This is a genomic window from Streptomyces sp. NPDC091282 (assembly GCF_044757385.1).
Classification (GTDB): Bacteria; Actinomycetota; Actinomycetes; order Streptomycetales; family Streptomycetaceae; genus Streptomyces; species Streptomyces gramineus.
Map to the genome: position 1 here is coordinate 923,637 of NZ_JBIVUX010000001.1, position 25,679 is coordinate 949,315.

At 71.6% G+C, this 25,679-nt stretch carries 17 protein-coding genes; 4 read left to right on the plus strand and 13 right to left on the minus strand.

Going from position 1 to position 25,679, the window contains the following annotated elements:
- On the plus strand, nucleotides 1-807 hold the full coding sequence (locus tag ACIQOE_RS04215; protein WP_362646356.1) for a DUF3097 domain-containing protein: 807 nt from the start codon (nucleotides 1-3) through the stop codon (nucleotides 805-807).
- A gap of 33 nt (nucleotides 808-840) precedes the next feature.
- Here the strand turns inward: ACIQOE_RS04215 and hemW are convergent, their stop codons facing one another.
- Both hemW and ACIQOE_RS04225 read right to left on the minus strand, forming a co-directional pair.
- The gene (gene hemW, locus ACIQOE_RS04220; RefSeq protein WP_351319510.1) at nucleotides 841-2,073 is read right to left on the minus strand and encodes a radical SAM family heme chaperone HemW; all 1,233 of its coding nucleotides are present in this window, start codon (nucleotides 2,071-2,073) and stop codon (nucleotides 841-843) included.
- Between the two features lie 75 nt (nucleotides 2,074-2,148).
- Nucleotides 2,149-4,122: a SpoIIE family protein phosphatase gene (locus ACIQOE_RS04225; protein WP_401409559.1), complete on the minus strand. Its 1,974-nt coding sequence runs from the start codon at nucleotides 4,120-4,122 to the stop codon at nucleotides 2,149-2,151.
- A gap of 102 nt (nucleotides 4,123-4,224) precedes the next feature.
- Here ACIQOE_RS04225 and ACIQOE_RS04230 point away from each other — a divergent pair, with 102 nt between their 5' ends.
- Together ACIQOE_RS04230 and ACIQOE_RS04235 are read left to right on the plus strand one after the other, a co-directional pair.
- Entirely contained in the window at nucleotides 4,225-8,328 is a 4,104-nt protein-coding gene (locus ACIQOE_RS04230; protein WP_351319506.1) for a HAMP domain-containing protein, read from the plus strand.
- Nucleotides 8,325-8,921, plus strand: a complete 597-nt coding sequence (locus ACIQOE_RS04235; protein WP_365559740.1) for a response regulator — start codon at nucleotides 8,325-8,327, stop codon at nucleotides 8,919-8,921. Before ACIQOE_RS04230 ends, ACIQOE_RS04235 begins: the two co-directional genes overlap by 4 nt.
- A gap of 11 nt (nucleotides 8,922-8,932) precedes the next feature.
- Here ACIQOE_RS04235 and ACIQOE_RS04240 read toward each other — a convergent pair whose 3' ends face one another.
- Nucleotides 8,933-10,807: an AMP-dependent synthetase/ligase gene (locus ACIQOE_RS04240; RefSeq protein WP_351319502.1), complete on the minus strand. Its 1,875-nt coding sequence runs from the start codon at nucleotides 10,805-10,807 to the stop codon at nucleotides 8,933-8,935.
- Between the two features lie 273 nt (nucleotides 10,808-11,080).
- The gene (gene lepA / locus ACIQOE_RS04245) at nucleotides 11,081-12,955 is read right to left on the minus strand and encodes a translation elongation factor 4 (protein WP_362646368.1); all 1,875 of its coding nucleotides are present in this window, start codon (nucleotides 12,953-12,955) and stop codon (nucleotides 11,081-11,083) included.
- A 221-nt stretch (nucleotides 12,956-13,176) separates the two neighbouring features.
- Here lepA and rpsT point away from each other — a divergent pair, with 221 nt between their 5' ends.
- A complete protein-coding gene (gene rpsT / locus ACIQOE_RS04250) occupies nucleotides 13,177-13,443 on the plus strand; it encodes a 30S ribosomal protein S20 (protein ID WP_401409563.1) in 267 nt (88 codons plus the stop codon).
- Nucleotides 13,444-13,689: 246 nt separating this feature from the next.
- Here the strand turns inward: rpsT and holA are convergent, their stop codons facing one another.
- The 9 genes from holA to leuS form a co-directional block, all read right to left on the minus strand.
- The gene (gene holA, locus ACIQOE_RS04255; RefSeq protein ID WP_365559742.1) at nucleotides 13,690-14,679 is read right to left on the minus strand and encodes a DNA polymerase III subunit delta; all 990 of its coding nucleotides are present in this window, start codon (nucleotides 14,677-14,679) and stop codon (nucleotides 13,690-13,692) included.
- A gap of 46 nt (nucleotides 14,680-14,725) precedes the next feature.
- Nucleotides 14,726-14,971, minus strand: coding sequence for a hypothetical protein (locus ACIQOE_RS04260; RefSeq protein WP_362168824.1), 246 nt, complete (start codon nucleotides 14,969-14,971; stop codon nucleotides 14,726-14,728).
- Nucleotides 14,972-15,022: 51 nt separating this feature from the next.
- A complete protein-coding gene (locus ACIQOE_RS04265; protein ID WP_401409565.1) occupies nucleotides 15,023-15,904 on the minus strand; it encodes a YceI family protein in 882 nt (293 codons plus the stop codon).
- Between the two features lie 155 nt (nucleotides 15,905-16,059).
- Nucleotides 16,060-16,914, minus strand: coding sequence for an arylamine N-acetyltransferase (locus ACIQOE_RS04270; protein ID WP_401409567.1), 855 nt, complete (start codon nucleotides 16,912-16,914; stop codon nucleotides 16,060-16,062).
- 4 nt (nucleotides 16,915-16,918) lie between these two features.
- On the minus strand, nucleotides 16,919-19,570 hold the full coding sequence (locus ACIQOE_RS04275) for a ComEC/Rec2 family competence protein (RefSeq protein WP_401409569.1): 2,652 nt from the start codon (nucleotides 19,568-19,570) through the stop codon (nucleotides 16,919-16,921).
- On the minus strand, nucleotides 19,567-20,448 hold the full coding sequence (locus ACIQOE_RS04280; protein WP_401409571.1) for a helix-hairpin-helix domain-containing protein: 882 nt from the start codon (nucleotides 20,446-20,448) through the stop codon (nucleotides 19,567-19,569). Before ACIQOE_RS04280 ends, ACIQOE_RS04275 begins: the two co-directional genes overlap by 4 nt.
- A gap of 353 nt (nucleotides 20,449-20,801) precedes the next feature.
- Nucleotides 20,802-21,647, minus strand: a complete 846-nt coding sequence (locus ACIQOE_RS04285) for a DegV family protein (protein WP_401409573.1) — start codon at nucleotides 21,645-21,647, stop codon at nucleotides 20,802-20,804.
- A gap of 72 nt (nucleotides 21,648-21,719) precedes the next feature.
- Nucleotides 21,720-22,454: a hypothetical protein gene (locus ACIQOE_RS04290; protein ID WP_351319487.1), complete on the minus strand. Its 735-nt coding sequence runs from the start codon at nucleotides 22,452-22,454 to the stop codon at nucleotides 21,720-21,722.
- Between the two features lie 152 nt (nucleotides 22,455-22,606).
- Nucleotides 22,607-25,486: a leucine--tRNA ligase gene (leuS, locus tag ACIQOE_RS04295; protein WP_365559749.1), complete on the minus strand. Its 2,880-nt coding sequence runs from the start codon at nucleotides 25,484-25,486 to the stop codon at nucleotides 22,607-22,609.
- Nucleotides 25,487-25,679 lie beyond the last annotated feature (193 nt).

Here is a 25,679-nt window from a genome sequence, read left to right on the forward strand (position 1 = left end):
ATGCGCCAGTACTCCGCCGACCTGACCCCGCCGTGGAAGAAGCCGAAGCCGGTCCCGGAGGTGGCCGCCGAACCCGGCCTGGTCGTCGAGGAACCCGGCACCGGCTTCTGCGGCGCGGTGATCCGCTGCGAGGCGGGCACGGTGACGCTGGAGGACCGCTTCGGCAAACACCGCGTCTTCCCGCTGGAGCCCCGCGGCTTCCTCCTGGAGGGCCGGGTGGTCACCCTCGTGCGCCCCGCCGCTGCCGCCCCCGCGCGCCCCTCCCGCACGGCCTCCGGTTCCGTCGCCGTCCCCGGCGCACGCGCGCGCGTGGCCCGCGCCGGCCGCATCTACGTCGAGGGCCGCCACGACGCGGAACTCGTCGAGAAGGTCTGGGGCGACGACCTGCGCGTGGAGGGCGTGGTCGTGGAGTACCTGGGGGGCGTGGACGACCTGCCGGCGATCGTCGCCGAGTTCGCGCCGGGCCCCGACGCCCGCCTCGGGGTCCTGGTGGACCACCTGGTGCCCGGCACCAAGGAGTGGCGCATCGCCGAGTCGGTCACCAGCGGACACGCCCTGGTGGTCGGCCACCCGTACATCGACGTCTGGGAGGCGGTGAAACCGGCCGCCGTCGGCATCGACGCCTGGCCGCGGGTCCCGCACGGCCAGGACTGGAAGACGGGCGTGTGCCGGGCGCTCGGCTGGCCCTCGGACAACACGGGCGCGGTGTGGCAGGCGATCCTGGCCCGCGTCGGCTCCTACAAGGACCTGGAACCGGAACTGCTGGGCCGGGTGGAGGAACTGATCGACTTCGTGACGGCTCCCTAGGGTCTCCCCCTCGGGGTCCGGACCGCCCGCCTCTCAGTCCACGAGGTCCCGGACCACCGCGTCGGCGAGCAGCCGGCCGCGCAGCGTCAGCACGGCCCGTCCGCCGTCGTACGGGCCCTTCTCCAGCAGCCCGTCCGCCAGCGCGCGCCGGGCCGCCGTCCGCCCCTGCTCCTTCAGCAGCGTCAGCGGCACTCCCTCGCGCAGCCGCAGCTCCAGCAGGATCCGCTCCACCCGGCGGTCCTCGTCGGTGAGGACCTCGCGCCCGGCGCCCGGCGACCGTCCCGCCGCCAGCGCCGCCGCGTACGCGCCGGGATGCTTGACGTTCCACCAGCGCACGCCGCCCACGTGCGCGTGCGCGCCCGGTCCCGCGCCCCACCAGTCGGCGCCCCGCCAGTACAGCTCGTTGTGCAGGCACCGGGCGGCCTCGGAGGTGGCCCAGTTGGACACCTCGTACCAGTCGAAGCCGGCCGCCGACAGCATCTCCTCGGCGATCAGGTAGCGGTCCGCGTGCACGTCGTCGTCGGTCATCGGGACCTCGCCCCGGCGGATCCGGCGGGCCAGCTGGGTGCCCTCCTCGACGATCAGCGCGTACGCGGACACGTGGTCGGGGCCGGCCCCGACCGCCGCGTCCAGCGAGGCCCGCCAGTCGTCGTCGGACTCGCCCGGCGTGCCGTAGATCAGGTCGAGGTTGACGTGCTCGAAACCGGCCGCGCGGGCCTCGGCCACGCACGCCTCGGGGCGCCCGGGGGTGTGCGTGCGGTCCAGGACGCGCAGCACGTGCTGCCGGGCGCTCTGCATGCCGAAGGAGATCCGGTTGAAGCCGCCCTCGCGCAGGGCCGCCAGGTAGGCGGGGTCGACGGACTCCGGGTTCGCCTCCGTCGTGACCTCCGCGTCGGCGGCCAGTCCGAACTCGTCCCGGATCGCGCCCAGCATCCGCACCAGGTCACCGGCGGCCAGCAGCGTCGGCGTGCCCCCGCCCACGAACACCGTGCGGACCTCGCGCGGGTCGTCGCCGAGGACCTTGCGGGCCAGCCGGACCTCGTCGGCCAGGGTGTCGGCGTAGTTGTCGCGGGAGGCGAGGACACCGCCGGTGGAGCGCAGCTCGGTCGCCGTGTAGGTGTTGAAGTCGCAGTAGCCGCAGCGGGTCGCGCAGTACGGGACGTGCAGGTAGAAGCCGAGCGGGCGGTCGGCGGCACCGGCCAGCGCGTGCGCCGGGAGCGCGCCGTCGTCCGGGACCGGCTCGCCGTCGGGAAGTGCGGAAGGCATGTCCTCCATTGTCCCGTACGCCGCCCGAACCCCGCGACGCCCGTCCCGGACGCCGCCCGCCGCCCGCGGCGCCGGTCACTCGGCCTGGAGGACCAGCAGCGCGAGGTCGTCCTCCGGCTGCCCGCCGCCGAACTCGTGCACGAGGCGTCTGATGCGCTCGGCGATCAGCTCGGCGCTCAGGCCCGTGCAGCCCGCGAGCGCCCGCGCGAGCCCGTCGCCGTCGTCGAACTGCCGGGAGCCCGAGCGGCGCTCGGTGACCCCGTCGGTCACGCACAGCAGGCTGTCGCCGGGCCCCAGCTCGATGGTCTCGCTGGTGTACGTCTCGTCCTCCACGACGCCGAGCAGGGTCTGCGGCCGGGCGGCGGTGCGGACCTCGCCGCCGGGGCCGAGGAGCAGCGGCAGCGGGTGCCCGGCCGAGGCCAGGGTGCAGCGGACACCGCCCCCCTCCAGCGGCGTCAGCTCGCCGTACAGGAGGGAGAGGAAACGTGTCTGCGGGCCGTCGCCCGGCGGCACCGCGCGGCCGCCGGCCGCGACCAGCGCGCGTGCGGCGGCGTCCGCGGCCTCGGTGGCGTCGTCCAGGAGGAGCTGGTTGAGCCGGTCCAGGACATCGGCGACCCGGTAGCCCTCGCGGGCGAGCAGCCGCAGCCAGGGCCGCGCCAGACCGATCACGACCGCGGCCTCGGGACCCTTGCCCTGCACGTCGCCGACGGCGAAGCACCAGCGGCCGTCGCCGGCCGGGAAGAGGTCGTAGAAGTCACCGCTGGGGCCGCCCTTGTCGCAGGGCTCGTAGACCAGGGCGCTGCGCATGCCCGGGATCTCGGCGACCGCGCCGGGCAGCAGCCCGCGCTGCAGGACGGCGCTGATGGTGGCCTGCCGGGCGTACTGGCGGGCCGCGCCGATGGCGAGCGCCACCCGGCGGCCGAAGTCCTCGACCAGGCCGGTGATCTCGTCCGGGAAACCGGCCGGGCCCAGGCGTCCGATCACGAGCGTGCCGAGCGGACGTCCGCCCGCGATCAGCCGGTAGGCGAGCGCCGAGCCGACCGCGCCCTGCGGGCCGCCGAGCGCCTCGCCGGGCCAGGGATACGGCTCGGGCCCCGACCGCAGTCCGCCCGTCGCGCACGGCGGGTCCTTCTCCAGCGCCCGGCGCAGGTCCTCGATGCGGTTCTCGCTGCCGTGCCAGACCCGGGCCAGCCGCGGCCCGCCCGCGCCGCTCGCGTCGCCGTGGCCGCCGGGCCGCACGGTCGACTCGTCCTCCAGCCACACCGCGCACCAGTCCGCCAGCCGCGGCACGATCAGCTGGCCGGTGAGCGCGGCCACCAGGTTCTCGTCGAGCTGCCCGGCGAGCAGGTCGGAGGCCTCGGCGAGGAACGACAGCGCGCCCCTGTCCAGCCAGTCCCGGTCCCGGTCGGAACGCCGGGGACAGCCGCGCTCCGGCGCGGAGGCGTGCGCGGGAGGCTCGGGCGCGAGGATCTCGGCCACCTTCAGCTCCTGCTCGTCCGGGAGCGTGCCGCCCCGGCCGGTCAGGCGGGCCCACACCGTCTTCGCGCCGATGCGGTAGGTGACGCCCCAGGACTCCGCGAGCGAGGCGACCAGGCGCAGCCCGCGCCCGTACTCCGGGGTCTCGTACGGCGTCTCGCCCGGGTGGTCGCGCGGGGCGCGGGAGGGATGGCGGTCGGTGACCTCGACGACGAACGCCGTCTCCTGCCGTGTCTCCTCCAGCCACCACTCGACCTCGACGTCGGTGCCGGCGTGCACGACGGCGTTGGTGACCAGTTCGCTGACGACGACCATGGCGTCCTCGGCGATCCGCTGTCCCGGCTCCAGCAGGCCGCAGTCCGTCCACTCGTCGACGGCGGCGCGCACCAGCGCGCGGGCGGAGCCCGGCGCCAGGGGGCTGCCGGGCAGGGTCGCGCGCCCCTGCGCGTACGCGCCCGCGACCTCGTGCGCGGGCGCGGGCGCCTCGTCGTGCGCAGGCGCGGGCGCCTCGTCGTGCGCAGGCGCCTCACGGACCCGGGAGACGGTCTCCCGTTGCGTGGGTATGGCCCCCATGTCGAGCTCCCCGAGCAGTTCGGACGAATGCATCCCGGTCGATGCGGACAGAGTGACAGACTGACTGCGCCCATAAGCACCGAGTTACCGAAGTGGGCCGCCATGAGTGAGAACCGTGCTACGCGTGTGCTCGAAGTCGGACAGAAACCGGAACAACTCCGAGCATCCGAGCTGCGCCCCCTGCTCGCCGCGATGACCGCCGCCCGCGACGGCGACTTCACGAAGGCGCCGGAGGGCGGGGAGGGGATCGTCGGCGAACTCACCGCGGTCTTCAACCAGATCATGGATCGCAGCGTGCACTTCAACACCGAGGTGCAGCGCGTGAAACGGGAGCTGGTGCGCCACGGCCGTCTCGACGAACGCGTCTCGGCCAGTCCCGGCCAGGGTGCCTGGACGTCCCGGGTCGACGACGTCAACCAGGTCCTCGACGCGCTGGTCGCACCGGCGGCGAACGCCACACGCGTGCTGGACGCGGTGGCCGGCGGCGACCTGACCCAGCGCGTCGACCTGCACGACGGCAGCCGCCAGCTGCGCGGGGACCTGCGCCGGCTGGGCCGCGCGGTGAACAAGATGGTCGACCAGTTGTCCCTGTTCACCGGCGAGGTGACGCGGGTCGCGCGCGAGGTCGGCACCGAGGGACGGCTCGGCGGCCGGGCCAAGGTGCAGCGCCTGTCCGGCAGCTGGCGGGACGTGACGGAGGCCGTCAACACGATGGCGTCCCGGCTGACCGCCCAGGTCCGTGACATCGCCCTGGTGACGACGGCCGTGGCCCGCGGCGACCTGACCCGCACGGTGACCGTCGAGGCGACCGGTGAACTGCTGGAGCTGAAACTGACCGTCAACACCATGGTCGACCAGCTGTCCGCGTTCGCCGACGAGGTGACGCGCGTCGCGCGCGAGGTCGGCACGGAGGGCCAGCTGGGCGGCCGGGCGCAGGTGCGGGGCGTCTCCGGCGTGTGGAAGGACCTCACCGACAACGTCAACTTCATGGCGTCGAACCTGACCTCCCAGGTCCGCAACATCGCCCAGGTGACGACGGCCGTCGCCAACGGCGACCTCTCGCAGAAGATCACGGTCGACGCGAAGGGCGAGATCCTGGAACTGAAGTCGACGATCAACACGATGGTCGACCAGCTCTCCGCCTTCGCCGACGAAGTCACGCGCGTGGCACGCGAAGTCGGAACCGAGGGCAACCTCGGCGGCCGGGCGCAGGTACGGGGCGTCTCCGGCGTGTGGAAAGACCTCACCGACAACGTGAACTTCATGGCGGACAACCTGACGTCGCAGGTCCGCAACATCGCGCTGGTCTCCACGGCCGTCGCACAGGGCGATCTCGGAAAGAAGATCACCGTGGAGGCGAAAGGCGAGATCCTCGAACTGAAATCGACGATCAACACGATGGTCGACCAGCTCTCCGCCTTCGCCGACGAAGTCACCCGCGTGGCACGCGAAGTCGGAACCGAGGGCAACCTCGGCGGTCAGGCGCAGGTCAGAGGCGCCTCGGGCGTCTGGAAGGACCTCACCGACAACGTCAACTTCATGGCGCTGAACCTGACCTCCCAGGTCCGCAACATCGCCCAGGTGACGACGGCCGTCGCCAACGGCGATCTTTCCAAGAAAATCACCGTCGACGCGCGCGGCGAGATCCTGGAACTGAAGGACACCGTCAACACGATGGTGGAACAATTGCGGGCCTTCGCCGACGAGGTCACGCGCGTGGCCCGCGAGGTCGGCACCGACGGCCGGCTCGGCGGCCGGGCCCAGGTCCTCGGCGTCTCCGGCGTCTGGCGTGACCTGACCGACAACGTCAACTACATGGCCGACAACCTCACCTCGCAGGTCCGCAACATCGCCCAGGTCGCGACGGCCGTGGCACAGGGCGACCTGTCGAAGAAGATCGACGTGGACGCGCGCGGCGAGATCCTCGAACTGAAGACGACGATCAACACGATGGTCGACACCCTGTCGTCGTTCTCGTCCGAGGTGACCCGCGTGGCTCGCGAGGTGGGCTCGGAGGGACAGCTGGGCGGGCAGGCGCGTGTGGAGGGCGTGTACGGCACCTGGAAGCGCCTGACGACCAACGTCAACGAACTCGCCCTCAACCTCACCACCCAGGTCCGTGCGATCGCCGAGGTCGCGTCGGCGGTGGCCCAGGGCGACATGTCCCGGTCGATCACGGTGGAGACGCAGGGCGAGGTCGCCGAACTGAAGGACAACATCAACCTGATGGTGGCCAACCTGCGCGAGACGACCCGCGCGAAGGACTGGCTGGAGTCCAATCTGGCCCGGCTCGCCGCGCTGATGCAGGGCCACCGGGACCTGATGGAGGTCGCCGACCTGATCCTGCGCGAGCTGACCCCCTTGGTGAACGCCCAGTACGGCGCGTTCTTTTTGGCCGACCCGGACGAGGACGGCGCCGCCGTCGGGACGGCCCCGCCGGCGAAGGGCCTGGCGTTCATCGCCGGCTACGGCTCGGCCCAGGACGCGATCGTCGAGACGGGCGGCCTGCCGGTGCACGGCCTGATCCGCCAGGCGGCCCGCGAGAAGAAGCGGATCCTCGTCGAGGAGGCGCCACCGGACTACATCAAGATCAACAGCGGTCTCGGCGAAGCGGCGCCGACGACGATCGTCATCATCCCGATCCTCTTCGAGGACAAACTCCTCGGCGTGATCGAACTGGCCTCCTTCTCCCGGTTCTCCGACGTCCATCTGGCCTTCTTCGACCAGTTCGTCAACACCATCGGCGTCGCCATCAACACGATCATCGCCAACTCCCGCACGGAGTCCCTGCTCGGCGAGTCGCAGCGCCTGGCGATGCAGCTCCAGGAACGCTCGGACGAACTCCAGGAACAACAGGCCGAACTGCAGCGCTCGAACGCGGAACTGGAGGAAAAGGCCGCGCTCCTGGCGACGTCTTCGCAGTACAAGTCGGAGTTCTTGGCGAACATGTCCCACGAACTGCGCACTCCGCTGAACTCCCTGCTGATCCTGGCCCGGCTGCTGTCCGACAACCCGGACGGCCGCCTCTCCGACCAGGAGGTCCAGTTCGCGACGACGATCCACCGCTCCGGCTCGGACCTCCTCCAGCTCATCAACGACATCCTGGACCTGTCGAAGATCGAGGCCGGCCGCATGGACGTACGCCCCAAACGCCTGCCGCTGATCAAGCTCCTCGACTACGTCCACGCCACCTTCCGCCCGCTGACCCTGGACCGGGGCCTGGCCTTCGAGGTGGCGGTCGGCGAGGACGTGCCGCGCGAGATGCACTCCGACGAACAGCGACTCCAGCAGATCCTGCGCAACCTGCTCTCCAACGCGATCAAGTTCACCGCCAAGGGACGGGTGGAACTGCGGGTCGACCGGGTCAAGGACCCCGAACAGCACTACGTCCACGGCAGCGACGAGGTGATCGCCTTCGAGGTGACGGACACCGGCATCGGCATCGCCGCCGAGAAACTCCCGGTGATCTTCGAGGCGTTCCAGCAGGCCGACGGGACGACGAACCGCAAGTACGGCGGCACCGGCCTCGGCCTGTCCATCAGCCGCGAGATCGCGGGCCTGCTCGGCGGCCGTATCGTCGCGGCGAGCGAACAGGGCAGGGGCTCGACGTTCACGCTGTACGTCCCGGTCGTCAGCCCCGGCCACCCCGCGACGGGCCCGACCCCCGAGGACCGTGTCCCGCCGGCCCCCGACCCCGCCAGGTCCGGCGCCCCCGACACCGACGACTCCTGGCCGGCCCCGGCCAAACTGGCGGCCTGGCAGTCCGGCCGCGCCGGACGGGTCCTGCCCGGCCGGCGCGTGCTGATCATCGACGACGACATCCGCAACGTGTTCGCGCTCACCCACGTCCTGGGCCGCGTCGGCATGCCCGTGCTGTACGCGGAGAACGGCCGGGAAGGCATCGAGACCCTCGAACGCAACGCGGACGTCGAACTGGTCCTGATGGACATCATGATGCCGGAGATGGACGGCTACGAGACCATCGCAGCCATCCGCCGCGCCCCGCGCTGGACCGGGCTGCCGATCGTCGCGCTGACGGCGAAGGCGATGCCCGGCGACCGCGAGAAGTCCATCGCCCGCGGCGCCAACGACTACGTGCCCAAACCCGTGGACGTCGACCGGCTGCTCACCGTCGTCTGCGCACTCCTGGACCCCGACGGCACGCAGGACGACGCGACCGCCGCCACGGAACGGACGGGGCGATGACCACTGACGAGCGGGCCGGCATCCTCCTGGTCGACGACATGGAGGACAACCTGATCGCACTGGAGGCCGTTCTGGGATCGCTGAACGAGCCGATAGTGCGCGCGCGTTCCGGCGAGGAGGCGATGAAGGCCCTGCTGCGCCGCCGCTTCGCCGTGGTCCTCCTGGACATCCGCATGCCGGGCATGGACGGCTTCGAGACGGCCGCGAACATCAAACGGCTCGACCAGACCAAGGACGTCCCGATCATCTTCCTGACGGGAGTCGAGGAGGACGCCGGATACGCCTTCCGCGGGTACGCGACGGGCGCGGCGGACTATCTGACGAAACCCTTCGACCCGTGGGTGCTGCGGGCGAAGGTCAACGTGTTCCTGGAGCTGCACAGGAAGAACCAGCAGTTGCAGACACTGCTGAGCCGGGAACAGGCGGACTTCGGCGAGTTGAGCACCCGTCTGGCGGCCTTGGAGGACCACCTGTCGGGAGACGGCCCGCCGGACGCGGCGGCCCTGCGGGCCGAGGTGGGCGAGCTGCGCCGGCTGATCCGGCCGCGGGCGCGCGGGGGCCTGCGCGACCAGCCCCCGCGCGCCGGAACCTGACGGCGCGGCCGCTACGCCTCGCGCGTCCCCGCGTACATCTCGTCGATGAGGTGCTTGTAACCCCGCTCCACCACCGGCCTCTTTACCTTCAGGCTCGGCGTGATCTCCCCGTGCTCCACGTCCAAGTCCCGGGGCAGCAGCCGGAACTTCTTGATGGTCTGCCAGCGCTGCAGACCCTCGTTGAGCTGCTTGACGTAACCGTCGACCATCTCGACGGTCGCCGGCGCCGCCACGATCTCGGCGTAGGACTTGCCCTCCAGACCGTTCTCCTTGGCCCAGTCGAGGATCGCGACCTCGTCGAGGGCGATCAGGGCGGTGCAGAAGTTCCGGTCGGCGCCGTGCACGAGGATGTTGGAGACGTACGGGCAGACCGCCTTGAACTGTCCCTCGACCTCGGCGGGCGCGATGTACTTGCCGCCGGACGTCTTGATGAGGTCCTTCTTGCGGTCGGTGATCCGCAGGTAGCCGTCGGGGGACAGTTCACCGATGTCACCGGTGTGGAACCATCCGTCGGCCTCCAGGACCTCGGCCGTCTTCTCGGGCAGCCCGTGGTAGCCCTCCATGATGCCGGGGCCGCGGAGCAGGATCTCCCCGTCGTCGGCGATGCGCACCTCGCAGCCGGGCAGCGGCTTGCCGACCGTGCCGGTGCGGTAGGCCTCGCCCGGGTTGACCAGGGACGCGGCGGAGGACTCCGTCAGACCGTAGCCCTCCAGGACGTGCACACCGGCACCGGCGAAGAAGTAGCCGATCTCGGGGGCCAGCGCGGCGGACCCGGAGACACAGGCCCGCAGCCGTCCGCCGAAGGCCTCGCGCAGCTTGGAGTAGACGAGCCCGTCGGCGACCTTGTGCTTGGCGGCCAGCCCGAACGGCGCGGTCGCGGCACCGGTGCGGCGGAAGTTGTCCTGGGTGACCTTGGCGTACTCGCGGGCGACGTCGGCCGCCCACTGGAAGATCTTGTACTTGGCGGCACCGCCGGCGCGCGCCTTCGCGGCGACGCCGTTGTAGACCTTCTCGAAGATGCGCGGTACGGCCGCCATGTAGGTGGGCTGCACGATCGGCAGGTTTTCGATGATCTTGTCGACGCGGCCGTCGACGGCCGTGACGTGTCCGACCTCGATCTGCCCGGAGGTGAGCACCTTGCCGAAGACGTGGGCGAGCGGCAGCCACAGGTACTGCACGTCGTCGGTGCCGATCAGGCCGGTCGCGGCGATCGCCTTCGCCATGTACGACCAGTTGTCCTGCGGCAGCCGTACGCCCTTGGGACGGCCGGTGGTGCCGGAGGTGTAGATGAGCGTGGCGAGCTGCTCCTTGGTGATCGCCCCGACCCGCTCCTTGATCAGCTCGGGGTGCTCCTCCAGGTACGCGGCGCCGCGCCGCTCCAGCTCGGCCAGGCTGATGACCTCGTCGCCCGTCTCCGGGCCTGCCGGGTCGATGACGACGATCCGGGTGAGCTCGGGCAGTTCCGCGCGCTTCTCCAGGGCCTTGGCGACCTGTGCCGCGTCCTCGGCGATCAGCACCCGGCTGCCGGAGTCGGACAGGATGAACGCCGACTCCTCGGCGTTGGTCTGCGGGTACACGGTCGTGGTGGCCGCTCCCGCGCACAGGATGCCGAGGTCGGCGAGGATCCACTCCACGCGCGTGGAGGAGGCGAGGGCGACGCGCTGCTCGGGTTCGATGCCGAGTTCGATGAGTCCGGCGGCGATCGCGTAGACGCGTTCGGCGGCCTGCGCCCAGGTCAGCGACTTCCATTCGTCCGGGCCCTGGCCGGAGGCGGCGGGCACCGGGTACCGGTAGGCCTCGGCGTCCGGTGTGGCCGCCACACGCTCCAGGAAGAGGGCCGCCACAGACGGCGGACGGTTCTCGATCAGTGTCTGCGTGTCGCTCACGACATCCTCCGGGGGCCCGCGACGGTGCGGCTGGCTCAGTACGGCTGGGTTCACTCACGGTGCGGTTCGAACTTCTTGTTTAACTCGTGAGTAACTATCGAGCAGGGATCAGAGTAAGCCGCGACCGGCCCGTACGTAAGGGGCCCCGGCCTGTCTGTTTTCCCGCATGTTCCACCGAGAGCGACCCTACGCACGCGTAGGGGCCCGACGCACTTTCGTACGGCGGACCCCTGTTGCACCCGTTTTGCGGCCGCGGCCGGATGTTACCGGTGGTTACTTCTTGCTCTTGGCCGATCCCGCGCTGTCATCGCTGCTGAGGACCGCGATGAAGGCCTCCTGAGGAACCTCCACGGAACCCACCATCTTCATCCGCTTCTTGCCTTCCTTCTGCTTCTCCAGCAGCTTGCGCTTACGGGAGATGTCACCGCCGTAGCACTTGGCGAGGACGTCCTTGCGGATGGCGCGGATGGTCTCGCGGGCGATCACCCGGGAGCCGATGGCTGCCTGGATGGGCACCTCGAAGGCCTGCCGGGGGATGAGCTCGCGCAGCTTGGCGACGAGCCGCACGCCGTACGCGTAGGCCGCGTCCTTGTGCGTGATCGCCGAGAAGGCGTCCACCTTGTCGCCGTGCAGCAGGATGTCGACCTTGACCAGGCTGGACGTCTGCTCGCCGGTGGGCTCGTAGTCCAGCGACGCGTACCCGCGCGTCTTCGACTTCAGCTGGTCGAAGAAGTCGAAGACGATCTCCGCGAGCGGCAGCGTGTACCGGATCTCGACGCGGTCCTCGGACAGGTAGTCCATGCCGAGCAGGGTGCCGCGCCGGGTCTGGCACAGTTCCATGATCGAGCCGATGAACTCGCTGGGCGCCAGGATGGTGGCGCGCACGACCGGCTCGTACACCTCGCCGATCTTCCCCTCGGGGAATTCGCTCGGATTGGTGACCGTGTGCTCGCTGCCGTCCTCCATCACGACGCGGTAGACCACGTTCGGGGCGGTCGCGATGAGATCGAGCCCGAACTCGCGCTCCAGCCGTTCCCGGATGACGTCCAGGTGCAGCAGGCCGAGGAAACCGACGCGGAAACCGAAGCCGAGGGCGGCGGAGGTCTCCGGCTCGTAGACGAGCGCGGCGTCGTTGAGCTGGAGCTTGTCCAGGGCCTCACGCAGCTCCGGGTAGTCGGAGCCGTCCAGCGGATACAGACCGGAGAAGACCATCGGCTTCGGGTCCTTGTAGCCGCCAAGAGCCTCCGTGGCGCCCTTGGTCTGGCTGGTGACGGTGTCACCGACCTTGGACTGGCGGACGTCCTTCACACCGGTGATCAGATACCCCACCTCGCCGACGCCGAGGCCGTCGGCGCCCAGCATCTCCGGCGAGTTCGTCCCGATCTCCAGCAGCTCGTGGGTGGCGCCCGTCGACATCATCCTGATGCGCTCGCGCTTGTTGAGCTGGCCGTCGATGACACGGACGTAGGTGACGACACCGCGGTAGGAGTCGTAGACCGAGTCGAAGATCATCGCGCGGGCGGGCGCGTCGGCGACACCGACCGGCGCCGGGATCTCCTTGACGACCTTGTTCAGCAGCGCGTCGACGCCGACACCGGTCTTCGCGGAGACCCGCAGCACGTCGTCCGGGTCGCAGCCGACCAGGTTCGCCAGTTCCTCGGCGAACTTCTCGGGCTGCGCGGCCGGCAGGTCGATCTTGTTGAGCACGGGGATGATCGCGAGGTCGTTCTCCATCGCCAGGTAGAGGTTGGCGAGAGTCTGCGCCTCGATGCCCTGGGCGGCGTCGACGAGGAGGACGGTCCCTTCGCAGGCCGCCAGCGACCGCGAGACCTCGTAGGTGAAGTCGACGTGCCCCGGGGTGTCGATCATGTTGAGGATGTGCGTGCTGCCCTGGTCGGGGCCCTCGGTCGGGGCCCAGGGCAGACGCACCGCCTGGGACTTGATCGTGATGCCGCGCTCGCGCTCGATGTCCATCCGGTCGAGGTACTGAGCACGCATCTGCCGCTGCTCGACCACACCGGTCAGCTGGAGCATCCGGTCGGCGAGCGTGGACTTGCCGTGGTCGATGTGCGCGATGATGCAGAAATTGCGGATCAGCGCCGGGTCGGTACGGCTCGGCTCGGGCACATTCTTAGGGGTCGCGGGCACGCAGGGTCCTGTCTCTTGAGGCGCCTTGTGCCTCGGGTCGGATCGATACGTAGCCTCCATGGTCCCATGACAGGGGACCGGGGACCGGTTTGGGCCGTTCCCCGCCCCGCTGCTACTCTGGGCAGCTGTGTCTCTTGCCCTCTCAGCGCGAGGCACGTCTTCGAGAAATCATCGGTACGGGATCCGCGCGGTCCCGCACCAGAACCTGAAAAGGCTCTTTCGTGGCGAACATCAAGTCCCAGATCAAGCGGATCAAGACCAACGAGAAGGCTCGGCTGCGCAACAAGGCCGTCAAGTCCTCCCTGAAGACCGCGATCCGCAAGGCCCGTGAGGCCGCTGCCGCGGGTGACGTCGAGAAGGCCACCGAGTACCAGCGCGCTGCCGCGCGTCAGCTCGACAAGGCCGTCTCCAAGGGTGTCATCCACAGGAACCAGGCCGCCAACAAGAAGTCGGCGCTCGCTTCCAAGGTCGCGTCCCTCCAGGGCTGACACTTGATACGAAGCCGGAAGGATCCGGGCGGGCCCTCTCTCATCCGCCCCCTGACGGCCCTCAGAGCCTGTTCGCGGCCTGCGTTCGCCACGCGGGAACGGGCTCGAAAAGCTTGAACCGATGCCCCGGCACGTCACCCTTCCCCAGGGAGACCGCCGGGGCTTCCGGCATTCCGGACGAGCCCGAGCGGCGAGGTGGCCTACTGCCCGCGCCGCGGGCCAGGTGTCCTCGCGGCGGGCCTGAGGTCAGCCCCGGCCGCGCGAGCGGGCCGCCCGCGCGATGGTGACCACTGCCTTCTCCAGGGCGTACTCGGGATCGTCCCCGCCGCCCTTGACTCCCGCGTCGGCCTCGGCGACGGCCCGCAGCGCCACCGCGACCCCGTCGGGTGTCCAGCCGCGCATCTGCTGCCGTACCCGGTCGATCTTCCAGGGCGGCATTCCGAGCTCCCGCGCGAGATCCGCGGGCCGTCCGCCGCGCGCGCCCGACAGCTTCCCGATCGCCCGCACTCCCTGCGCGAGCGCGCTGGTGATCAGCACGGGGGCCACCCCGGTCGCCAGCGACCAGCGCAACGCCTCCAGCGCCTCCGCCGTACGGCCCTCCACGGCCCGGTCGGCGACGGTGAAGCTCGATGCCTCGGCCCGCCCGGTGTAGTACCGCCCGACGACGGCCTCGTCGATGGTGCCCTCGACGTCGGCGGCGAGCTGGGTCACGGCGGATGCCAGTTCCCGCAGGTCGCTGCCGATGGCGTCGACGAGGGCCTGGCAGGCCTCGGGAGTGGCGGAGCGCCCGAGCGCGCGGAACTCGCCGCGGGTGAACGCGAGCCGGTCCGCCGGCTTGGTCATCTTCGGGCAGGCGACCTCCCGCGCCCCCGCCTTGCGGGCCGCGTCCAGCAGTCCTTTGCCCTTGGCGCCGCCCGCGTGCAGCAGGACCAGCGTGATCTCCTCGGCGGGTGAGCCGAGGTAGGCCTTCACGTCCTTGACCGTGTCGGCGGACAGGTCCTGCGCGTTGCGTACGACGACGACCTTGCGCTCCGCGAAGAGCGACGGGCTGGTCAGCTCGGCGAGCGTGCCGGGCTGCAACTGGTCCGGGGTGAGGTCCCGTACGTCCGTGTCGGCGTCGGCGGCCCGAGCGGCGGCCACCACCTGCTGCACGGCACGGTCGAGGAGCAGCTCCTCCTGCCCCACGGCGAGCGTCAGCGGGGCGAGCGGATCGTCATCAGCGGTCTTCTTTGCCATCGCGCCAAGCATCCCACGGCCCACTGACAACGCCGCCGCGCGCTCGCTACGGCTCCTCGCGCCAGCCCTCCCACTCGCCGGCGAACTCGTCCAGCTCCGCCGGGTCAAGGCGGGCCTCGGCGTCCCTCAGCAGCACCAGCCACTGGGCGTCCTCGGCGTCGTCCTCCCCCGCCAGCGCGTCCCGCACCAGCCGCGGCTCCTCACCGATCCCGAAGCGCTCCCCCAGCGCCTCGGCGGCTTCCTCCGCCGCGTCGCGGTCCGGCAGCACCAGCACATGTCTCACATCGCTCACGGCACCATTGTCGGCCACGGCCGCCGGCAGCGAAGAGGCGCCGTGACCGGCTCAGCCCTTGGGCACGATCTGCACGTCCAGGTCGACGCGGATGCTCGGTCCGACCACGGCGATCCCGCGCGCCAGCATCGTCTGCCAGCTCACGGTGAAGTCGTCGCGGTGCAGCTCGGTCGTGGCCCGGCAGGCCGCCCGCACCTCGCCCTCCATGCCGTTGCCGAGCCCCAGGTACTCGGTGTCGAGCGTCACGGTCCGGGTCACGCCGTGCAGGGACAGCGCTCCCGTGACGGCCCACCGGGCACCGCCCCGGTACGCGAACCGGTCGCCGTAGAACTCCAGCGTCGGAAAGCTCAGCACGTCCAGGAAGTCCGCCGACCGCAGATGGTCGTCCCGCATCCGCACGCCCGTGTCGATGGTCGCGGCGTCGATCACGATGTGCAGGGCGGACCGCTCCATCGGATCGGCGATCCGTACCGCCCCGGCGAACGAGTTGAACCGCCCGTGGATCCGCGCCAGTCCGATGTGCCGCGCGGTGAAGGCGATCGAGGAGTGCGTCGGTTCGATCTCCCAGTCCCCCGGCGCGGGCAGCTCCGGCGGCCGGGCGACCTGGAGGGTGACGTCACCGAGCGACGCGAGACTGTTCTCCGCGACCTGCGTGACGGCCCGGTACGGCATGAACCCCTCGGCGGACACCGCCACCCGGTACTCCCCGGCGGGCACGGCCGTCACGAACGAGCCGTAGGGATCCACGCCCCCGCTCACCACCGTGCGCCCCAGGGTGTCGGTGACCGTGAACTCGGCGTTCGTCACCGGCTCGTCGACCGGGTCGAGCACCCGGCAGCTCAGCACACCGGCGTCGGGCGGGGTCTGCACCGCCGCGAGGGGACTCGTCCGCTGCACCCGCTTCGTCCGGTTTCCCCTCAAGCCGCCGAACATCCACGTCACCTCTGTACACCTCGCCACCGTCACCGACGAAGGAACATTCGATCATCGATACGGCTTTCGGGGCAACTCGGTGCCACATCGCGGTAATCCGGCAGATGCGCCGGAACCACCCGCGGGGAGCGGGCTGGGCGTCCGTGCAGCCCGGATCAGCCGTTCCGGACGGTGTCCCGCGAATCCCGTACGACGGGCACACGGTCCAGCCGGATGCCGAACCGCTCCCGGTAGACCGCCAGTACCTCCTCGTCGCTCCCCAACTCCCGTACCTCCCGGGCCCCGTCCGCGGCAGTCGTCGTCAGCGTGCGCCCGCCGATCGTGACGCGACCGCCGTCCTCGGTGACCCGGGTACACACCAGTGACCGGGTGAAGTGGGACGACGGCGAGGTGCTGTGCCACCACGCTCCGGCGGCGAAGTCTCCGAGCACGCGCGGGCGGACCTCCAGCCGGTACTGCGGCTTCCCGTTCCGCAGCACGTCCAGGTCCCCGGCGGCCGCATGGGCTTCTCCCCCGGTCCCCACCGTGTCCGGCCCGGCCGCGGCGATCCGGAACGTGCCTCCCGGATCCTCCTGCTCACCGCGCTCCGCGAACGCCAGCGGACCGTGGCTGTGCGCCCCGAACCCGACATCGGCGAGCCATTCGCTCCCGTCCGCCGTCCCGACGCGCAGCGCGAGATGGTCGTACGGGATGCCGAGCCGCCCCTCGTCCCCGTACACCCGCGCCGCCAGCAGCGCGACATCGAAGCCGAGGGCGTCCAGCAACGCCGAGAAGGCTCCGTTGAGTTCGTAGCAGAACCCGCCCCGGCCCGCGACGGTCACCTTGTCCAGCAGCCGTTCCTGCGCCAGCACGACCTCCTCGCTGAGGTGGATCGACAGGTTCTCGAAGGGCACGGCCCGCAGATGCCTCAGATGCAGGTCGTGCAGGGCCTCGGCGGTCGGCCGGGCCGGGCGGGCGGCCCCGAGCCGGCGGAGGTACGCGTCGGCCTGTGTGCGGGTCAGCGACTTCATGGCCTCAGTCTCGCGCCACCGCCAACTCCCCCGCGCCCCGCCCCGTACGGCCGCCGGTCACGGCGAGCGCACCGTCCCGGTCGGTCCGCAGCACGACCGCGCCCGCCGCCCGCAGCCGCGCCACCGTGCCGGGCGCCGGATGCCCGTACGGGTTGTCCGCCCCGCACGAGATGAGCGCCACCCGCGGCGCCGCCAGCCGCAGCAACTGCGGATCCTGGTACGCCGACCCGTGATGGGCCACCTTCAGCACGTCCACCCGGCCCAGCGCGGCGGCGGCCGGTGATCTCAGCAGTTCCTGCTGGGCCGGCGGTTCGAGGTCTCCGAGCAGCAGCATCCGCAGCCCGGCCGAACGGACCAGCAGCGCGACACTGGCGTCGTTCGGGCCGTCGGCCGACGGTAAAGGGTCCGGGGGCGGCCACAGCACCTGCCAGTCCAGCCCGCCGGTGGCGCGGCGCTCTCCGGCGACCGCGCGGGTGATCGGAATGCGGTACTCGGCCGCCTCCCTGCGTACGAACGCGGCCTGCTCCGCGGGCTCCTCGAACCCGGTGGTCTCGATCTGCGCCACCGTCCGCCCGCGCAGCACCCCGGGCAGCCCTGCGACGTGGTCGGCGTGGAAATGGGTCAGGACGACCAGCGGGATGCGGGTGATGCCGAGTTCCCGCAGGCAGTGGTCGACCAGGGCCGGATCGGGTCCGGCGTCCACCACCACGCCCGTGCCGGCGCCCGCGGCGAGCACCGTTGCGTCGCCCTGCCCCACGTCGCACATAGCGAGCCGCCAGCCGGGCGGCGGCCAGCCCGTGATCACCCGGGTCAGCGGCACCGGCCGCACCACAAGCAGCGTGAGCAGCACCGCGAACGCCCCGCACCACCAGGGATGCCGCAGCACCCGCCGCCCCAGCGGTACGACGACCACCGTGACCGCGGCCAGCAGCAGCGCCCCCGCCCAGCTCCCCGGCCAGTCCACGCCCGCGCCCGGCAACGCGGCCCCGGCCCGGGCGATCCCGGCGATCCATCCGGCCGGCCAGCCCGCGCACCACGTCAGCACCTTGGCCAGGGGCATCGCCACCGGGGCCGCCGCGAGCGCCGCGAACCCCAGGACCGTGGCCGGCGCGACGGCGATCTCGGCCAGCAGATTGCACGGGACCGACACCAGGCTCACCCGCGCCGACAGCACCACGACGACCGGTGCGCACACCGCCTGCGCGGCGGCGGCCGCGCCGAGTGCCTCGGCCAGCCGCTCCGGCACCCCGCGCCGTCGCAGCGCCTCGCTCCAGCCGGGCGCCAGCACCAGCAGCGCCCCGGTGGCCAGCACGGACAGCACGAAGCCGTAACTGCGGGCCAGCCACGGGTCGTAGAGCACCAGCAGCAGGACCGCCGTCGCCAGCGCCGGGAGCAGGGATCTGCGGCGGCCGGTGGCCAGGGCCAGCAGGGCGACGGCTCCGCAGACCGCGGCCCGCAGCACGCTGGGATCCGGCCGGCACACGACGACGAATCCGAGGGTGAGCGCGGACGCGAACAGGGAGGTCGCTCGCAGCGACAGTCCCAGGCGTGGGGCGAGGCCGCGCCGCTCGACCTGCTGGGCCAGCCCCGGCGGTCCGATGAGCAGGGCGAGCAGGATGGTGAGGTTGCTGCCGGAGACCGCGAGGGTGTGCGCGAGATCGGTCTGTTCGAAAGCCTCGTCCAGTTCGGGCGTGATCCGCGAGGTGTCGCCGACGACCAGTCCGGGCAGCAGCGCCCGCGCGTCCGCGGGCAGCCCTTCGGTCGCCTCCCGCAGCCCGGCCCGCAACCGCCCGGCCAGCCGCTGCGGCCTGCTGGGCTCGCCCACCACTGTCGGTGCCGGATCCTTCCGTACGCGCAGTATCGCCGCGGTCCGGTCCCCGCCGGCCGTCGCCGGAGCCAGGCGGCCGGTCACCCGCAGCCGTGTCGACGGGAGCAGCCCGAGCCACTGCGCGCGGCCACCGCCACCGGGCGCCCGCACTCCCGGGTCGACGGCGATCAGCACCGGTGACCTCGTCGTCACCGCCGTCCCCTCGCCGTCTTCCACCCGCCGTACCTCGCCGCGCACCAGCACGGCGACCGGAGTGGCGTGGTCTCCCCGCACCCGTGGCCTGCTGAGCCACGGATCGCCGGTGAGCTCCACCTCGACGGTCACGGTCGCGTAGGCGCGGGCCAGCCCGGGGACCGGTCCGCGGCGCACGTCCGCCCCGTGCAGCCCCGCGGAGGCGGCGGCTCCTGCGACGCAGAGAAGCAGCGCGCCGACGGAGGCGTTGCGCCAGGCCGATCGGTGGGCCGGGAGTTCGTCGGTGGCGGGGGTGGCGGGCCGGTGGTCCGGAGGGGCGCTGGTGATCGCCGCCCTGGGCGCGAGGGCCGGAAGGCCGGCCGCCGCTGTACCGGCTCGGGGGTTCGTCCGGCTCCGCCACAGCAGGGTCAGGCCGGCGAGGAGACAGACGACGGCGATTCCGGCGGTCCACGCGACCGGCGCGTCCAGGGTCAGGGCCGCTGTCGCCCAGGCGGCAAGCGCCGGTGGCACCAGCCGCAGGTCGGCCGCCGTGTCCTGCCGGGGGTGCGCGGTGCCGAGCCGGCCGCCGGAGTCGGCGTGCGCGGCCCGGCGCAGGGTCCCGCTCCCCGGCTGCGTCGCGTGGGTCGTGGTGCTCATGGCCGTACCAGGTCCCGCAGGTCGGAGAAGCGGCGGTCGCCGATGCCCTTGACCTGGCGGAGTTCGTCGACCGAGCGGAAACCCACGTGCGCGGTGCGGTACTCGACGATGTGCTGGGCCAGTACCGGGCCGACGCCGGGCAGGGCGTCGAGTTGCTCCACGGTCGCCGTGTTCAGGGAGATCGGTGCGGACGGGCCCGTTCCCGCGGCGGCACCGCCTGGCGCTTGCCCAAGAGCGGCCGGCGGGGCGGGGCCCCCGACGACGATCTGTTCGCCGTCGACCAGGAAACGGGCCCGGTTGAGTCCGCCGGTGTCCGTTCCGGGCCGTACCCCGCCCGCCGCTCGCAGCGCGTCGGTGACCCGGGAGCCGGCCGGAAGCGAGTGGACGCCCGGCTCACGCACCTTGCCGGTGACGTCCACGACGACCTCGCCGCCGGACCGCGCCGGCCCGGCGGGCGCCGCGGTGGTGCTGCTGCTCTCGGCCGGAGCGTTCTGCCCGCTCTTCTCGTAGGGTGCCTCGGCTCGCACCACCTCCGGGGCGCTCACGGTCTCGGTCCGGCCCGACCAGAAGTGGTGCACGGCCAGGGCTCCCGCCACGACGAGGACCACGCCGATCGCGACCGCGCCCCGGCGCTCCAGCCCGCAGCGGGCCTGCAGCCAGACCGGCATCCGCTCACGGACGGCGAGCCCGACGCGGGTCCGCAGCGCGGGGAGCGCAGGGCGGCGCGAGGCCGTGGGCTCGTCGCCGAGCACGCGGGCCGAGGACATCACGGCGGCCGCCGTGGACAGGACGGCCGCGGCGGTACGTACTCCGGAGGCGGCGGCGCGCATCCCGGAGGTGGCAGCGGTCAGTCCGGCCGCCGCACCCGTACCGGTCACCGTTCCCGCGTGCGGGGGGCCGTGTTCCGGTTCGGGCCTGGTGACTCCCCGTTCGCCGAAGAGAAGCTGTGCCCGGCGGCGCAGTTCTTCCGCGGGGGCCGGGCGGTGCCGGGCGCGGAGCAGGACCGCGGGCCGGCGGTTCCGGCTCCGGCCGTCCGAGGCGGGGCCCCGGCCCGGGCCGCTGGTCGCATGTGTCGTGTGTGAGCGTGATCGAAGTGCCATGCGACGAGGATGGGGCTCGCCGCAGATCCGCGATGATCTTGCTCAAATTCCGTGGAAGGCGGCCCGGTTGTGGACAACTTCACCACTCGTACGAGTGAGAACGACGGGCCGGTCGTCCGGTGATCCACAGGTCACCGCAGTGAGACGACCGCTCCGAGCAGGCCGGGGCCGGTGTGCGCGCCGATCACCGCGCCGACCTCGCTCACATGCAGCTCGGCGAGCCCCGGCACCCGCGCCCGCAGCCGGTCGGCGAGGGACGAGGCCCGCTCGGGGGCGGCGAGATGGTGGACGGCGATGTCCACCTCGGCGCCGCCCGCCCGCTCCGCGGCGAGTTCTTCAAGGCGGGCGATGGCCCGGGACGCCGTCCGTACCTTCTCCAGGAGCTCGATCCGTCCGCCGTCCAGCTGCAGCAGGGGCTTCACGGCCAGCGCGGAACCCAGCAGCGCCTGGGCCGTGCCGATACGGCCACCGCGGCGCAGATAGTCGAGGGTGTCGACGTAGAAGTACGCCGAGGTGCCCGCGGCGCGTTTCTCCGCGGCCGTGACCGCCTCGTCGGCGGTGCCGCCCGCCTCGGCGGCCTCGGCCGCGGCGAGCGCGCAGAACCCGAGCGCCATGGCGACCATCCCGGTGTCCACCACCCGTACCGGGACGGGTGCTTCGCGGGCCGCGACGACCGCCGCGTCGTAGGTGCCGGACAGTTCGGCGGACAGGTGGAGGGAGACGATGTCGGTGGCACCGGACTCGGCGACCTTGCGGTACGTTTCGGCGAACACCTCGGGGCTGGGCCTCGACGTGGTGACGGAGCGCCGCTTCTGCAGCGCATGGGCCAGGGAACGGGTCGAGATCTCGGTGCCCTCTTCGAGCGCCCGGTCACCGAGGACCACGGTCAGGGGGACCGCGGTGATGCCGTGCCGTGCCATCGCCCGCGGCGGCAGGTAGGCCGTTGAATCGGTGACGATCGCGACATGGCGGGACATGAGCTGGAGGTTACCTGGCGTAGCTCAGGTGCGGCAGCCCGCCCCCGACGGTCCCGACCTGGACCGGCCGCCTCAAGTGGTGCTCTCCGGGCGGGGCTTCTTCTGCCAGGGGTAGGCCTGACGGCGGCCCGGCGGGGTGATCGCGGGCTGTGCCGGACCCTCGTCCGGGGCGGACCGGGGAGACTCGGGCCAGGTCTGCCGGTCGGCCTGGCCGGCGGCTGCCTCGGGCCACGGCGGAGTCGCGGGGGCGGAGGCCGCGGTGGGACGGGTCCAGTGCCGAAGGGCGTCCGCCTCGACGCCGATCTGCGTGCTCAGGGTGTCCAGGTCGTCGTCGGCGAACCGGTGGGCGCGGTCGCGCACGGCCCATCGCAGCGCGTCCGCGGACTCGGTGATGCGGCTGGTGCGCCCGCGCAGCTCGGGCAGCCGGGCGGCGAGGGTGGTCCGGTCCGGCTCGGCCTCCAGGCGCCTGAGGTCGCTGTCCAGTTCGTGCCCGTGCACGCTGAGCCGCTGGAAGAGGGCCTGGGATTCCTTCAGCGACTCGTCCTCGGCGGCGCCGGCGTCCAGCGCGTCCTGGGTGGCCCGCATCGAGGTGCGCAGGGCGAGGCGCAGCTGTGCGATCTCGGCCGCCGGACCGATCTGGACCATGGACTTGGCGCGCAGGGTGTGGTCCTCGACCGTCCGCCGGGCCTGTGTGATCGTGCGGTCCACACCGCGTTTGGCGGCGCCGACGGCCTTGAAGGTGACGTAGGCCCCACCCGCGACGAAAAGCAGGAAGAGCACGGCGAATACGGCGATCACTGTTTCCACGGTGCTCCTCCTCGGCTCCCGGTCACCCGACCGCTTCCGAGCACGGCGGGGGCGGCCGCCCTCTTCAACGGTAAACGCAAAGGGCAGGCCCGGAGTTCCAGAAAAACCCCGAACCTGCCCTTAGGGGACCGCCGGGAGGCGGCCCGCGGCCGTCAGGCCGTGACGATGTTCACCAGCTTCGGCGCGCGGACGATCACCTTGCGGATCCCCGCGCCGTCCAGCGCCGCGACGACCTTCTCGTCGGCCAGCGCGGCCTTCTCCAGCTCGTCCTCGGAGATGCCCGGCGGCACCTCCAGGCGGGCCTTGACCTTGCCCTTGATCTGCACGACGCAGGTCACGGTCTCGTCCACCACGAAGGCCGGGTCGGCGACCGGGAAGTCCCGGTGGACGACCGAGTCGGTGTGGCCCAGCTTGCGCCACAGTTCCTCGGCGACGTGCGGGGCCAGCGGCGCGATCATCAGCACCAGCGGCTCGGCGACCGTCCGCGGAACCGCGCCGCCGGCCTTGGTCAGGTGGTTGTTCAGCTCGGTGACCTTGGCGATGGCGGTGTTGAAACGCAGGCCCTCCAGGTCCTGACGGACACCGTCGATCGCCTTGTGCAGCGCACGCAGCGTCTCCTCGTCCGCTTCGCCGTCGGTGACGGTGACCTCACCGGTCGCCTCGTCGACGATGACGCGCCACAGCCGCTGCAGCAGCCGGAACTGCCCGACGACCGCGCGCGTGTCCCACGGGCGGGAGACGTCCAGCGGGCCCATCGCCATCTCGTACAGGCGCAGCGTGTCGGCACCGTACTCGGCGCAGATCTCGTCGGGAGTCACCGCGTTCTTCAGGGACTTGCCCATCTTGCCCAGCAGGCGGGTGACCTTCTCGCCCTGGTGGAAGTAGGCGCCGTCCTGTTCCTCGACCTCGGTGGCGGGCACCGGGAAGCCGCGGCTGTCACGGTAGACGTAGGCCTGGATCATGCCCTGGTTGAACAGCTTGTGGAACGGCTCGGCGGACGAGACGTGCCCCAGGTCGTACAGGACCTTCGACCAGAAACGGGCGTACAGCAGGTGCAGCACGGCGTGCTCGGCGCCGCCCACGTACAGGTCGACACCGCCGTGCGGCATGCCCTGGCGCGGGCCCATCCAGTACTGCTCGATCTCCGGGTCGACCAGCTGCCGGTCGTTGTGCGGGTCCAGGTAGCGCAGCTCGTACCAGCAGGAACCGGCCCAGTTGGGCATGGTGTTGGTCTCGCGGCGGTACTTCTTCGGCCCGTCGCCCAGGTCCAGGGTGACGTTGACCCATTCCTCGTTGCGTGACAGCGGCGTCTCGGGCTGGGTGTCCGCGTCCTCCGGGTCGAAGGTGCGCGGCGAGTAGTCCTCCACCTCGGGCAGTTCCAGCGGCAGCATCGACTCGGGCAGCGCGTGGGCGACGCCGTCCTCGTCGTAGACGATCGGGAAGGGCTCGCCCCAGTAACGCTGGCGGCTGAACAGCCAGTCGCGCAGCCGGAAGTTGACGGTGCCCTCGCCGATGCCCTTGCGGGCCAGCCACTCGGTGATGCGGGCCTTGGCCTCGGCGACCGGCAGGCCGTCCAGCTTGATGCCGTCGTTGGAGGAGTTGATGATCTTCGCGTCGTACGAGGCGAAGGCGTCCTCCCAGGTGGAGGTGTCGGTGCCGCGGCCGTCGGTCGGCTCGACGATGCACACGATCGGCAGCTCGAAGGCGCGCGCGAACTCGAAGTCGCGCTGGTCGCCGGCCGGGACGGCCATGATCGCGCCGGTGCCGTAGCCCATCAGCACGTAGTCGGCGATGAACACCGGGACCTTGTCGCCGTTGACCGGGTTGGTGGCGTACGCGCCCGTGAAGACGCCGGTCTTGTCCTTGGCCTCGGCCTGCCGCTCCACGTCCGACTTGGCGCCGGCCTGCGCGCGGTACGCGGCCACGGCCTCGGCGGGCGTGGCGTGGCCGCCGGTCCACACGTCGTGGGTGCCCTCGGGCCAGGCGGCCGGGACGAACGTGTCGACCAGCGGGTGCTCGGGGGCCAGCACCATGTAGGTCGCGCCGAACAGGGTGTCGGGACGGGTGGTGAAGACGGTGATCTTCTCGCCGTCGATCGGGAAGTCGACGCGGGCGCCCTCGGAGCGGCCGATCCAGTTGCGCTGCTGCAGCTTGATCGCCTCGGGCCAGTCCAGCGCCTCCAGGTCGTCCAGCAGCCGGTCGGCGTAGGCGGTGATGCGCATGTTCCACTGGCGCAGCTTCGCCTTGAAGACGGGGAAGTTGCCGCGCTCGGAGCGTCCGTCGGCGGTGACCTCCTCGTTGGCCAGCACGGTGCCCAGGCCGGGGCACCAGTTGACCGGCGCGTCGGAGGCGTAGGCCAGCCGGAACTCGCCCAGGACGTCGCCGCGCTCGGTGGCGGTCAGCTCGTTCCACGCGCGCGTGTGGCCCGGGACGGCGCGCTCACCGGACTCGAACTGGGCGATCAGTTCGGAGATCGGGCGGGCCTTGTCCGCTTCGTCGTCGTACCAGGAGTTGAAGATCTGCAGGAAGATCCACTGGGTCCACTTGTAGTAGTCCGGGTCGATCGTGGCGAACGACCGGCGCTTGTCGTGGCCCAGGCCCAGCCGGCGCAGCTGGGCCTTCATGTTCTCGATGTTGGACTCGGTGGAGACGCGCGGGTGCGTGCCGGTCTGCACCGCGTACTGTTCGGCGGGCAGGCCGAAGGCGTCGAAGCCCAGGGTGTGCAGGACGTTGTGGCCGTTCATCCGCTGGAAGCGGGCGAAGACGTCGGTGGCGATGTACCCCAGGGGGTGGCCGACGTGGAGTCCCGCCCCGGACGGATACGGGAACATGTCCATGATGAACTTCTTGGGCCTGGCGACCAGCTCGGGGTCGCCCGCCAGGTCACCCTTGGGGTTGGGCGCGGCGTAGGTGCCGTCGGCGTCCCAGAAGTCCTGCCAGCGTGCCTCGATCTCGGCCGCCAGGGCTGCCGTGTAGCGGTGCGGCGCAGCCTCCGTCGACATGGCGGCGGCAGCGGGGTTCGTCTCGCTCATGATCCTCAAAGCTCCATCGATCGTCTCTGCCTGCGGCTGCGACTTTCTAGAAACGAAAAATCCCCTCGCACAGGAGGGGACGCCGCGCCGATGCCGACCGGCCGTTTGGTCCGGCGGTCGGGACTGATCAGCGCGGCCCGCTAAGCAGAAGGCGTACGGCACGCATGGCGTCAGGGTACCGCAGCACTTGAGC